10 protein-coding genes and 1 pseudogene are annotated in these 13,003 nt (G+C 58.9%); 3 read left to right on the plus strand and 8 right to left on the minus strand.

The window, feature by feature from the left end; all coding sequences use genetic code 11:
* The 8 genes and pseudogenes from AO692_RS25020 to AO692_RS25050 form a co-directional block, all read right to left on the minus strand.
* Positions 1–879 (minus strand): annotated as a pseudogene (locus AO692_RS25020) (hypothetical protein); the annotation flags it as partial.
* A 769-nt stretch (positions 880–1,648) separates the two neighbouring features.
* Positions 1,649–2,836: a hypothetical protein gene (locus AO692_RS25025; protein ID WP_210168307.1), complete on the minus strand. Its 1,188-nt coding sequence runs from the start codon at positions 2,834–2,836 to the stop codon at positions 1,649–1,651.
* A gap of 10 nt (positions 2,837–2,846) precedes the next feature.
* Entirely contained in the window at positions 2,847–4,160 is a 1,314-nt protein-coding gene (locus AO692_RS25030; RefSeq protein ID WP_054312788.1) for an HlyD family type I secretion periplasmic adaptor subunit, read from the minus strand.
* 10 nt (positions 4,161–4,170) lie between these two features.
* Positions 4,171–5,877, minus strand: coding sequence for a type I secretion system permease/ATPase (locus AO692_RS25035; protein ID WP_244483486.1), 1,707 nt, complete (start codon positions 5,875–5,877; stop codon positions 4,171–4,173).
* A gap of 232 nt (positions 5,878–6,109) precedes the next feature.
* Entirely contained in the window at positions 6,110–6,355 is a 246-nt protein-coding gene (locus tag AO692_RS32445) for a hypothetical protein (protein WP_082407549.1), read from the minus strand.
* 474 nt (positions 6,356–6,829) lie between these two features.
* On the minus strand, positions 6,830–7,111 hold the full coding sequence (locus tag AO692_RS25040; protein ID WP_054312789.1) for a hypothetical protein: 282 nt from the start codon (positions 7,109–7,111) through the stop codon (positions 6,830–6,832).
* A gap of 510 nt (positions 7,112–7,621) precedes the next feature.
* On the minus strand, positions 7,622–8,623 hold the full coding sequence (locus tag AO692_RS25045; RefSeq protein WP_054312790.1) for an AraC family transcriptional regulator: 1,002 nt from the start codon (positions 8,621–8,623) through the stop codon (positions 7,622–7,624).
* Positions 8,624–9,016: 393 nt separating this feature from the next.
* Complete coding sequence (locus AO692_RS25050) at positions 9,017–9,925, minus strand: GntR family transcriptional regulator (protein WP_054312791.1); 909 nt, start codon at positions 9,923–9,925, stop codon at positions 9,017–9,019.
* Between the two features lie 130 nt (positions 9,926–10,055).
* Between AO692_RS25050 and AO692_RS25055 the strand changes: the two genes are divergently transcribed.
* From AO692_RS25055 to AO692_RS25065, 3 genes are read left to right on the plus strand one after another with little or no spacing between them, the layout of a single operon-like run.
* Positions 10,056–11,237 carry a C45 family peptidase gene (locus AO692_RS25055; protein WP_054312792.1) on the plus strand — a complete coding sequence of 394 codons (1,182 nt, stop codon included), beginning with the start codon at positions 10,056–10,058 and terminating at the stop codon, positions 11,235–11,237.
* A complete protein-coding gene (locus tag AO692_RS25060; RefSeq protein ID WP_054312793.1) occupies positions 11,234–12,175 on the plus strand; it encodes an ABC transporter permease in 942 nt (313 codons plus the stop codon). The genes AO692_RS25055 and AO692_RS25060 overlap by 4 nt, the downstream gene beginning before the upstream one ends.
* On the plus strand, positions 12,172–12,999 hold the full coding sequence (locus AO692_RS25065; RefSeq protein ID WP_054312794.1) for an ABC transporter permease: 828 nt from the start codon (positions 12,172–12,174) through the stop codon (positions 12,997–12,999). Before AO692_RS25060 ends, AO692_RS25065 begins: the two co-directional genes overlap by 4 nt.
* Positions 13,000–13,003: the final 4 nt, after the last annotated feature.

The following is a 13,003-nucleotide window of genomic DNA, read 5'->3' on the forward strand; positions in this document are numbered from 1 at the left end:
GACACCACCAAGGCCGCCAAGCGCGCCACCCAGGGAGCCGCCGATACCGCCGCTTGCAGTACCACCGATCCCACCGATCGACCTACCGCTGGTCGACGCTCGGCCGGCAGATTTGCCTCCTAGCGAAGCGCCACCTCTGGACGACTTGCCGCCGACCGAGGCCTTGCCACCAGACTTGCCGCCGATCGAGGCGCCGCCTCCTGACGACTTGCCGCCGATTGAGGCCTTGCCGCCAGACTTGCCTCCGATCGAAGCGCCGCCTTTTGACGATTTGCCACCAATTGAGGCCTTGCCGCCAGACTTGCCTCCGATCGAAGCGCCACCTTTGGACGACTTGCCGCCAGACTTGCCACCTATCGAGGCACCCCCTCCTGACGACTTGCCACCGACTGAGGCCTTGCCACCTATCGAAGCGCCTCCTGACGACCTACTTCCAACCGAGGCCCCAGTTGACGATCTGCCGCCAACAGAGGGGCTGCCACTGGACGACTTGCCACCAACAGAAGCTGAACCGCCGATCGAGGCACCACCGACCGAGGCCGAGCCACCGATCGAGGCGCCGCCAACGGAGGGGCTGCCATCAGTCGATTTGCCACCAATCGAGGCCGAACCTCCGATCGAGGCACCACCAACCGAGGCCGAGCCACCGATCGAAGCGCCGCCTATGGAGGGGCCGCCGCTAGACGACTGACCGCCAACCGAAGGCCCGCCCAGCGAACCACCAAGGCCTCCAACCGAGCCACCTCCGACCGAGCCGCCAATGCCTCCGCCCGCTCGGTCGCGAGCATCAGCGCTGTCCACTTGAGCGACGACCGCCGTCAGCAACGCAGCTGTTGCCGTGGAAAGGAGGAAATGAGAACGCCTGCTGATGCTAGCCATGATACACTCTCCTGTCAGTTGTCCTTGTGGTGCTGCGCACGATCAATGGTATCGGCGCGCGCCTCCCGAGGGGCTTTTTAGAAGCCGGCTAAATTTTTCCGATTTGATCTGCGAATGAAGGATTGTCATGCCTGGGGCACTGCGAGGGCCGCTTTGCTCGGCACGGCGAACAGAGTGGGATCCGCCGAGATGGGAGGCTTCGCCTCGCCTGGTGGCACGGGTACAGCGGTTGCTGCCGTCCCGGAAGCGAATTTGGGATGCTTGCCACGTCCGTTGCCTCCTCAGCAGAGTTTGGCGCGCGCGAACGCGCTCACGGTCTGCCGCACGGCAAACCAAGAAAAAATTTCCATCTAAAAGAATATCTTCGTGTCGGCGTTAATGCCGACACGCTTCATGATACATGATTGGCAAAATACTTTTTAATAACTCAAGCCATAATCGGTTTTACCAGACGCAATTTCTCATTCGAAATTCCTCTATTAAACAGCTCTATCAAATCCAATAATCAAATTCTTTCACATATCCTGAGTGTCGTCATTGTCTATTACCCAGAAGTATTGACTGAAACGCACCGCCAATTCCTTCTTTGCGGGCAGCGGATGTCCCATAGGGATGCCAACTGGAGGCCGCGGAACTCTACGGCCTGGTGAGAAACGTGACATGAACCGCAGGCTGGCAACCGGCACATTTTGCCGCCGCTGTTCGCATCCCTGGCTATGTCAACATCGAGAGTTCTTGTTGCTACAAAACCAGATCTCGACGCGTCCCTTTAAGCGATATGGTGAGCCGAGACGCTGCTTGCGTGGTCCGTATCGGTGTGTGCGTCATCCTCGATGATCGGCTGACCGACAAATGTCAGTATCGGGGTGATCGCATCGGCGACGCCTTCCGTAATTTGAAGCGCCGAGTGCGCCATCTCGAACATGTTTGATGGCGCCGCGGAATCGACATGCGCCTGCGCTCCCGTCGTCGCAATGTTCTGCGTCGAGGCACCCTGTGTCGAAGCCGTATTGTCGGATGTTGTCGCGACTTCACCTGCCGCCGCTCCAGAGCCGGCACCGAGAAGGCCACTCAGGATGCCTCCGTGACCGCCGACCAGGGCGGAAAGGATCCCACCATCACCATTGCCGACAAGGCCGTCGAGGGTGCCGCCTTTCCCAGCCAGACCTTCAACTAACACGCTGCCGGTGTCTGCCAGGCCCGCAAGGACATCGCCATCGTGCTCCCCAACAAGGCCTCCCAGAACACCATCTTTGCCAACAAGGCTGTGAACGGTGTCTCCAATCACCGGCGCGATATCGAGCACGCCGCCATTTCCAAGCAGGTTGCTTGCGACATGATCGACCGTTTCCAGCAGTGCCCCGACCCCGCCCAAGGCGCCGCCGGAAGGAGCAGCCGTCTCTACGACCGAACTGATGACAGACGACGTGCCGTGCACGCCTTCGAAGGCTCCAACTTCTTCGGAATTCGTGTGAACGGCCGCCGTTGAAATGCCGGTATCCACCGATGCGATCACTGTTCCCGCATCGTGCACGGTATTTCCGCTGAGAGCGTCATCCGCTGCGGCCTGGGAAGATGCCGATTCCGGCGCCTCTTGTGCGACCACGGGCGAGGTCTCCGAACTCAACACACCTGGCGCCTGCGCGCCGGTTTCACCCCCGCTTGCGACGGCCGGTCCACCATCCGCGCGATTGTCATGGTGATCGGCGGCCCTCGAGTGATCGATGCCGGACATGGCTTGATCTGCAGAAGAGTCTGATCTGCGATCATCGTCGCGCTCGAAGGCGGACTTGGAATCCGTTGCGGCGGCAGCCGCTTCCTTCAGGTCGATCAACGCAAGACCCAGCCCCACAGCGCCGGCCGTAAGTGCAAAATTCAGCGTGTCCGCCTTGCCGGTTTCAGTTTTGTTGTCTGAACGACGGCCTTTGCGACCATCCAATTTGTCTACATTTGCCATGGGTTGATCCTCATTCTTCTCGAAACGCATGCCCGACTTCATCAAGAAGCGGCCCAAGCAGATAGGCTATCAGGGTCCGGGATCCGTTCGTGACCACCACCTCCGCCGGCATCCCTGGTTGCAGGGGAACCGTTGAATTGCGCAGGTCATCGGAATTGATCTTGGTGCGGATCGCGAAGTAGTTAAGTCCGGATCGTGAATCCGTGATCTTGTCCGCCGATATGCTGATTATTTCGCCGCGCAGCTGCGGGCGTTCATTTCTGGGCACGCCGGTCAGCCAGATGTTGGCGGCTGCTCCTGTCTTGACACCATTGATGTCGGAGAGCGGCAACCGGGCTTCGACGATGATCGGATTGTCGGCGGGAACAATGTCCATGAGCCGTTGGCCGGCTTGAACCACCCCACCTTCCGTGAATACGGACAGATCGACGATGGAACCGCTGGCAGGCGATTTGATGACCGTTCGATCCATTACGTCCTGCGCCGCCTTGAATTTTGGCAACGCCTCGGCCAACGACGATTGCGTTGTTCGGATCTGATCGACGATCTCATTGATCCGCTGATGGTCCAGCTTGGCGATGGCCAGCTCAGCCTCGCCGGTTTCCTGCGTCGCCGTGGAAATCTCGGCTGTGCGTGAGCCCATATCGGCAAGGATCCGGGCCGTTGCTCTTTCCAGTTCCAGCACGCGTGTCTTGGGCGCGTACCCCGATTTGGCCAGCTTTCGGGTGCCTTCCATCTCTTCAAGCATCAGGGCGTTCTGCTTCGACAGCCCCTCTTTTTGCGCCTGCAATCCGCCAATCTTCTCGCGAAGCTGAGCGACCTTGGAGACGAGCATGCCTTTCTCGGCCTCGTATTGATGGGCTCGCGCAACCTTCACTGCAGATTCGTTGGCGACTGTTTCTTCCATCCCCTCGGAGGGGTTGGCTTTCGCCCGGAATTTTTCAAGGCAACTGGAATCGGCATTGTCGCGCTCACACAACAGACGTGCCTGACGAGCCACCAGGGTCATGACCTCGGCCTTGGCTATATCGAGCTTTGCTCGAGACTCCGTCCCGTCGAGCTCGATCAATGGCTGACCACGCTCGACATACTGGCCCTCCGAGACCAGGAGCCTGGAGATGATACCACCGTACGGGTGTGCCACCGACTGCCTCTGCGCCTGCACCTGCAGGCTTCCTTCGGCAATTGCCGCGCTCGATAGCGGTGCCACATAGCCCCAGCCGACAACCAGCAGCACAAAGGCCAACAATGAAGCCGCCCCCCAGACGGCGGGACGCCAGGGATTGCGATATGCCGCGCTGTCGGGAACTGTAATGGTGGTCATGAGCTGTTCCTCAGCTTGGCAAAGCAGGAGCTGCGAAGCTCTCTGGCGGCCCAAACCTGTCGACTTTGCCGGAATTCAGCGCCAGAACGGTGTCGACCACGCTGAGGATGGCGGGCTGATGGGTAACCACCACGACCGCCGTTCCCTGCGCCTTGATAAGGAACAAGGCCTTGCTGAGCGCGCGGACACCCTCTACGTCCAGATGCGCGTTTGGCTCATCCAGGACCAGCAGCCGCGGGCGCCCGAGCAGAGCCCTTGCCAGCCCGATGCGTTGGCGCTGTCCGCCCGATAACCCCAGTCCGCCCGGCCCCAGCATCGTGTCGTATTGCTTAGGCAAGGACAGCACCATCTCATGGATGCCTGCGAGTGTTGCCGCTTCCATGATCTGCTCGATGGAGGTGTCATTAAAGCGCGAGATATTTTCTCGAACGCTGCCGGCGAACAACCCCACGTCCTGGGGCAGATATCCGGTTATGCGGCCAAATTCCGCTTGATCCCAGTGTGAATAGTTCAGTCCGCCGAACGAGATATCGCCTTCGGCCGGCTGAAGGGCTCCGATAAGCAACTTGGACAGCGTGCTCTTTCCCGAAGCGCTTGGACCGACAACCGCTAGGGCTTCGCCCTCTCCGATCTTGAAGGAAATGTCCTCCAGCACCGGCTTCGGGCGCCCTGCGACACGGTAGGAGAGATTTTTCACATCCAGCACGATTTCATTGGTCGGGACGATCGTCTTGGCATCGCTTACAGGAACGTCGTTCAGGAGGTCTCTGATCCGCTGATAGCCGGCCCGGGCTCCAGCTGCTTGCTTCCACGCAGTTACGGCTTGTTCGACGGGTATGATTGCGCGCCCCATGATGATGCTGGCCGCAAAAATCGTCGCAGGACTGATGGCGTGGTCAATCGCAAGCCACGCACCGGTGCCCAATATCAGTGATTGAAGCAGAAGCCTGGTAAACCGGATGGCAGCCGAAATCAGTGCGTTGCGATCACTCGCGAAAGCCTGCCTGACAAGCATTCCGGCGCGACTTCCCTGCCAGTGGCGTTCCACGGCAGACTGCATCCCCATGGCATGAATGACATCCGCGTGCTGCATGATGTTTTCTGTAAAGACGAAAGATCGCCTGGCAGCGGCCTGGGCATCATCCATGGGCTTACGGGTGACGGCCTCGTTTACGAAAGCGAGGACCAGCAGCAGCACGGCCCCGACCGTTGCAACGACACCTAGAATGGGATGGATGAGATAAAGGAGGATGAGGTAAAGCGGGATCCAGGGGACATCGAATAGAAAATGGATCCCCGGACCGGTGACGAACGCGCGGAACTCGTCCAGTTCCCGCAACGGCAAAGCTCCAAGCGAATATCCGCTTCTGGATGATTTTTGCACGAGCGCGGAAAACACGCGGCTCGCCAGTTTTTCGTCAAGCAGGATGCCGCAGCGCGTCAACATCTGGGCACGCATGGCATCTAGGACAGCCATCACGAGCAGTGCGACAATCAGGATAAGCGTAAGCAGGAGGAGCGTGGGAATGCTTTCGCTTCTCAACACGCGATTGTAGACCTGCATTAGATAAAGGGGGGAGCTGAGGTAGAGTAAATTGATCGTGCTCGAGAAGATGCCTACAGCAATGATGTAGGGACGAAGCGATCTTATCGCCGAGCCGATCTCGGTCTCCGCACGCTTTTTGGTCGGTCGAAACAGCGCGGTTGCATCAGCCAAGGACATAACTGGAGGCCCTTCGTTACTTCTCACAACGACAAGATCAGGACGACAGACTTAAACTCTTCATTCAAGGAGCGGCTGCCCATTGAATTGCACTCGCAAGATCCTGAGCATCAGCCGCTGCGAGGACACAGTTCCTCGCAGCGACCAGCGCCGCTCGGGAGACGCTTTGACACATCGAACTGGCGACGGCCAAAAAGGCAGCACCTGTTCGGTCAAGGAGGGCCAATCAGGCGATATGCACGCCGTCGTCAGCCTGCAGGGAATCGAGCACCAGCGAAGGTGTCAGAGCGATGCCTGTCCAGGCGCTGCCGACAAGCATAGCAGCTCCCATGCCAAGATGGCCGCCACCATTCATAAAGTTAAGATAGGCGTCATCAAAGGTTACTTCACCAGAACGATCGTAATGATATTCATTGATTTGGTCGACAGTCGAAGTTCCAGTAGTGCTGCCACCGAATAAAAAACTAAGCATTTGAAAATCTCCTTTGAGTTTACTTCGAGCGATACCAGCGTCGCATAGAACCCAAAGGAGTCAAGAATTTACAGCCCAATTCCGATTTTGCGCAAATGATTCCAGACAATCGTCAAAAAGCGCGACGGCTTGAGTGTCCGCAATGCCGTCGCATCGCGATAAAGGGGCCGGAGGTGCCTCGTCGCAAGAATCTGAGGGAGCTCGACGATCCAGTAGTTATACTGCCTGTCTATTGGGGTGAGGCGGCTCGATATGATACCGGCTTGGCGGTCATCGCAATGGGGAATGGATCAGACCAGGACAGATTCGAAGCGCAGATATTTCCGGCATTGCCGAAGAGCGTGTGCCGTACTTCCGTTCTCTAATGCGGGTCGATACGATCGCCCTGCCCGCTATGCGTTTCGGCTGTGTTTTTGAATTTTCCAATTGCAGGAGTTCGCATTCCGGAAGTGAATCGACCGGATTCGATTTTGACTACGCCGTAGCCCTGCGAGCAAAGACGCGCGCCCAATCGTCGAGTGTATCGTGATAGACGCCGCTGTCGGATTCCTGCACGGTGCCGTCGGGGCACAGGATCGCATAGTGCTCGGAGCATATGACACCTTCGACCACGGGCTCAGACCAACCGGCCAGACCTTCATCATCGAGGATGATCTGCCAGGCAGTGATGGGCGAGCGGCCGAAGCCTCGCACGGTATCCGGCGCAGGCCAGACCACGTAATATCCGGCTGCCGCCGTGATGATTTGGATAGCCATGTTGGTCTTTCCTCCTCCCAAGCAATCCGATCCCACGCATCAGGCAGCAAGAAACGGGCCAGAAGGAAACGAGATCAGAAATACCTGCGAATTTCGATCTTCCAGCCAGTTAACCGGGTTGAGGATAAAACAGAGGGGCATGGAATTCTGATAATTGTACCGCTCTTTGGGCGCCGCTGGCGCCGGCTGGGCCTCTTAGCCACCGGGTTTGCTTGGGGCTCGTCTGCGTATCACTTCAGGTTGCTCTTGTACTAAAGGCCAGATTGCGGCGGAAAGCTGGCAGACGAGGCTTATCATTGTGGACAGGCATCCTTCCGGGTCGTCGGCTGCGTGCCAATCTGAAGTGTGCCGATCTGGCACATCGTGCTTTTCGGCGGAGGGAGACGGCAAGATGAGTGAGCAGACGTGCAGGCTTCGCTTTTTTAGCAGTGCTGGCAATCAGACGACGTTGGCCGCAGGCTCGGAGAAACTTTTAAGTGGAGATATTTCCTAGGTGGCTTTTGCAGCGGTTCAATCCGAAGCGTGTTTGCGGAAAGCAGCAGGGGGTTGACCAACAGTTTTCGAGAACACTCTCGTAAAGTGCACGTGATCCGAAAATCCGCATTCTGCGGCAATGCGAACGACGGGCATCGACGTCTTTGCCAACAGGTACCGCGCGCGGTCGATCCGGCTGTGAAGCAGATATTGGTAAGGTGTCGTTCCGGTGGCCTGCTTGAAAAGATGGGCAAAATGTCCCGTCGACAACCCACTCCCTTCGGCCAGATCGGTCAGCGTCAACTTCTGGCTTAGCCGGGTGTCGACCATTTCCCGAAAGCGTGCGATTTGGCTGCGGGTGAGCTCCCCGGAGGAGTCTTCCAAAACCTGCGGCGAGCGTAAAGTCGAGTATTTGCGAAGCACATGGCACGCCGCAGCGCGTGCGAGATGCTCCACGTAAGGACGGGTTCCTTCTATCTCCAGTTCCATTGCGTCATCGATGGCGGTGACCAATCCTTCGAGCAGGGGATCCATAAAAGCCAGCCTGCCAACCACATCGATCGAGGTCGATTGATTTCTGGTGATATCGCCCGCAACCTCGGTCAAAAACGTGTTTCGAAGATAAAGATGGGTCGTGTGGATACGCCTGTCCCATTTCATATTCACCGGCTGGTTCGGCGCCAGGATGCTCAATTGTCCCGGATGGAGATACGCTCGGTATTCCTGCGATTGAACGTTGCACATTACCCGCGTTGAGCCGGATCTTGTCAGGCTGATGAAAAGATGCGGGCTCGCCCGGAAAATACCCTCGTTGGGATCTTCGATCTGCTTCGATATGTATACGTTTTCCCAATTTCGGCCGGCACTCGTTCGAAGAGTGCGACAGGAATCGAGTTGGTTGAAGCTATGGGTTTCCTCCAGTGGGAATTCGCGAAGCGGGGTAACGTCGCCTTGCGTGAAATGCTGAGCCGGCGATGCGGCGTGAGGGCGTCGTTGCTGAGAATTCTGCTCGCTAGGCGGGGGGATCAGCGTGTTCATACCGGGCCACCTCATTGCATCGAATGCAAATCCGGATACTTCAGGATATATCCGCCCAGCCCCTCTCCAAGATAAAACATTGCTATCTTGGCGCTAGCTTACATAATCAGCATGGTTAATTAGCAATAGGGAATAAGACTTAAGGCCAAGACGGCTATCCAGAGTTAATATTCATTAACTCCCGGCATTTGCAATGGTCGTCGTGTGAGGTCGGCTGTAAGGGGGGTCCCTCCCTGGACAGGCCGGCCCGCTTTGCTGTGATGGCAAAAACTTTTTGATGCTGGCGATCGGCTTTCCGTCCCGATGGACGAATCGCTTCACGTGCCAAGCCTCTCCATGAGGCAGCAAGGAGCGCTTGATTGGAGGTCAATCAAAGCCCTTCATAGTTTCCCGCTATGCCAAGGTTGCAAATTCGGACGCCTGCCTGAGGTGCTGTCGCAGCAGCGCTTCCGCCCATTCCATTTCGCCGGCATCGATGGCGTCAAGAATTGCCAGGTGCTCGCGACAGGATTGTTCGATCCGTTCGGAGGGAAGCTCGTCAAACCCAGCAGATTCCTGCATGCGGCGCAGATTGTTCTGCTGGCGTACCGCGTCGGCAAGAAAGCGATTACCCGAGCAAATAGCCAGCCCTTGGTGGAATGACGCATTGATACGGAACCACTCGTCGCCGCCGATGCTGTCGGTGTCGCTTAGCACACGCTCATGCGCCCGCCTCACTGAGGTCAGCACCTGCGGGTCGGCGTGGAAGCCTGCCGAACGAAGGGCCGCGCATTCAACAGCCGCACGGAATTCATAGCTCTCGCGATAGGCATCCTCGCCCACCAGCGAGTCTGCGAAACGCCAGCCATGGCCGGGCAGCCGCTGCACAAGACCCTCAGCGGCGAAACGCAAAAGGAGCTTGCGGATGATCCCGCGCGAAACGCCGTAACGCGGTATCAGTTCGGCCTCAGAAACCTCCTGTGGCAACTCTCCGAGCGCACGCTCGCGCATCATGCGCCGGTATAGCTCCTCAAGCGGGGAACTGGGCAGCACCTCTGCTGTGTCGAGGCCGGTGACGTCGAGCGCGACCTGCAGCCCCCGTGTCTCCAACGGCGCCAGAATGCCCTTGGAGACCAGGAGTTCGAGCGCACCACTCACGGGCGAGCGCGAAACGCCGAAGGTACGTGCGAGATCCGGCACGGAAAGGCGAGTTCCAACACCCCAACCTGAATCGCGGATGCGATCGAGGATGCGTCGAGCCAGATCGATCTGCAGCGGGCTTGCCGCCTCGCCACGATCACCATCCTCGTCATGTCGGTTCATGCACCCTCCTGGATCACAGCATTATAGTCAGGTCACACGACATAACGAAGGGGATGAATTTCCAAATATAATGCTTTTCATGCAATCAAAATGCATTATGATCAATCATCATCGCTTTCGAGGTAACCGCATGACAGTCGTTCCGCCCTTCCCACTCGTCGACGTCAGCGGAAGTCCATCCGAGCGCGGTCGGGCCTATGGCGAGCAAGCGCGGGAGCGCATTGTCCTGTCGATTTCGCTCTATGCCTCGCAATTGGAGAAGCTGGGCTTCGCTCGCGAGGAGATCAGCCGGTTCTGCGGGCTCTTCCTCCCCCGCCTCAAGGAATGGGCCCCCGATCTTGTCGAGGAGATGGAGGGCATAGCGGCCGGCGCCAATGTCGACCTGACGTCGGTCCTCATGGTCAATGCCCGCACCGAAGTGTTGCAGCTGGCGCGACGTGAGAAAGGCATTGTCGATGACGAGCCGGATGGCTGTACCGGCGCCGTGATCCTGCCGGATGCAACGCGCGACGGCAGGCTGATCCATGGCCAGAACTGGGATTGGCGCGCCGAGTGCGCCGAAACCTCCATCGTACTGCGTATCCGCCGCGACGACGGCCCCGACCTGCTGACATTCACCGAAGCCGGCGGGCTGGCCCGCAGCGGCTTCAACGCTGCCGGCATCGGCATCACCGCCAATTATCTGGAATCGGATCGCGATTATCGCGAGATCGGCATTCCCTTGCCCTTCATCAGACGCCGGGCGCTGGAGGCCGCGCATTTCGCGGATGCCGTGCGCATCGTGGCGATCACGCCGAAATCGGGTTCCAACAACATGATCCTGTCCACTGCGGAAGGCTTCGCCGTCGACCTGGAATGTGCCCCGGACGAAGCCTTCTCCATCTACCCTGACAATGACCTCATCGTGCATGCCAACCATTGGCAGAGCGCGGTCGCGCTCTCGAAACTCAGGGAAACCGGTCTGAAAGACGTGCCGGACAGTTTCTACCGTGACTACCGGGTAAAACGTCGGCTGATGAAGAGCCACGGCAGCATCACAGCCATCGATCTCAAGGACGCGCTTTTCGATGAGTTCGCCTGGCCGCTCAGCGTGTGCAGACCACCCTTCCGCAAGGAAGGCGGCAACATTTCAGCAACGGTGGCGATGATTATTTTCGAACCAGCCGCCGGCTTCATGGAAATCGCGCCCTTGCCTGCCGAATGCCGGGTCTTCACCCGCTACGACCTTGCCATGGAAGAGGCCGTGCTTGCCCGCATGGAGCACAAGGACGATCCCAGCGAAACCATTGCCCGTGCCGTGGGAGAAAGATGACCCGCTTTATCCTCACCCGTATCGCCAGCGCGATCCCGACACTGATCCTGGTGTCGATAGCCGTGTTCGGCCTGCTCCGCTTCATCCCAGGAGACCCTGCCGCCCTGATGCTCGGTGATCTTGCCAAGCCTGGTCAGGTCGAGGCCATGCGCGTCCAGATGGGCCTGGACAAGCCCGTCGTCGCTCAATACCTGATCTGGATCGGCAATGTGCTGACCGGCGATTTCGGCACGTCGATCAGCACCGGGCAGGACGTCCTGCCGCTCATGCTGAATGCCTTTTCCGTTTCGGCCACCATCGTGCTCGTCGGCGTCTTCATCGCTGCGCTGATTGCCGTTCCGGCTGGCATGCTGGCCGCATGGCGCCAAAACAGCTTGGGCGATGTCGGTGTCATCGCGGTTTCGACCATTCTCCTGTCGATCCCGAGTTTCTGGCTCGGCCTCATGCTCCTGCTCGCCTTCGGGCTTCATCTCGGCTGGTTGCCGGTGATCGGCTACGTTCCGTTCAGCCAGGGCTTCTGGCCGGCGCTCGTCTACATCGTTCTGCCGGTGACCACGCTGGTGCTGAGCGAGGCCGGGCCGATCGCACGCATGGCGCGCGCCAGCACCATCGAAGTGGCTCGACTCGAGTACATTACACATGCTCGCGCCAAGGGACTTTCGGAGGCGGCGGTCATGTGGCGTCATGCCTTCAAGAATGCCTTCGCACCAACATTGACACTGATCGGCTTCGTGCTCGGCAGCCTGCTTGGCGGCATAGCCGTCATCGAAACGGTGTTCACCTTGCCAGGTCTAGGCCGGCTGCTGGTCGATGCCATCTATGCCCGCGACTATCCCGTGGTTCAGGGCACGATGCTGTTCGTGGCGGCGATCTACGTCGTCGTCAATCTGGTCGTGGACCTGCTCTATCCCTTCCTCGATCCGAGGGTTGCTGCATGATCGCGCTCGCCCTCGGACAGTCGCGTTTGAAGTTCAACGCCGTCTTCGGCATCACGGTCACCACCCTCCTCCTCGTTACGGCGATAGCCGGACCGTGGCTGGTCGGCTACGATCCGCTGAAACTCGACCTGCCTTCGCGGTTGACTGGCCCTTCCGCGCGACACCTGCTTGGTGCCGACGAATTCGGACGCGACGTCCTCAGTCGGCTGGTGAATGGTGCCCGCACCAGTGCCTGGATCGCCTTTGCAACGGTGCTGTTCGCACTCGTTACCGGCACGGTGCTCGGCGTCGCGGCCGGCTTCCTGCGCGGCTGGACCGACCGTATCCTGATGATGATCAACGACGCCTTTCTCGCCTTCCCCGGCCTGCTTCTCGCGCTCGGCATCATGGCCGTGATCGGAGCGAGCCGCGATGGCATCGTGCTGGCGCTGGGACTTGCCTATATGCCGATCGTCGTGCGTGTGGTGCGCTCCGCAGTGCTCTCGATCCGCGAGCGTGAATATGTCGAAGCCTCGCGCGTCATGGGCAACAGCGAATTCATCACCATGGCACGCCATGTGCTTCCCAATTGCGTGGCACCGATCATCGTGCTGGCGACGACGATGTTCGGCTGGGTGATCCTTTCGGAAAGCGCGCTGTCCTTCCTGGGCCTTGGCGTTCCGCCACCCGCGGCGAGCTGGGGCAGCATGCTGTCGACCGCCCGCCCTTACATCAGCCAGGCGCCGCATCTCATCGTGCTGCCGGGGCTCTGCATCTCGATCACATTGCTTGGCATCAACATGCTGGGCGATGCGGTTCGCGACTGGCTCGATCCGAAACTCTGAGGCC

The sequence above is a fragment of the Mesorhizobium sp. 1M-11 genome (genome assembly GCF_001303895.1).
In the GTDB taxonomy this organism is placed as follows: Bacteria; Pseudomonadota; Alphaproteobacteria; order Rhizobiales; family Rhizobiaceae; genus Mesorhizobium.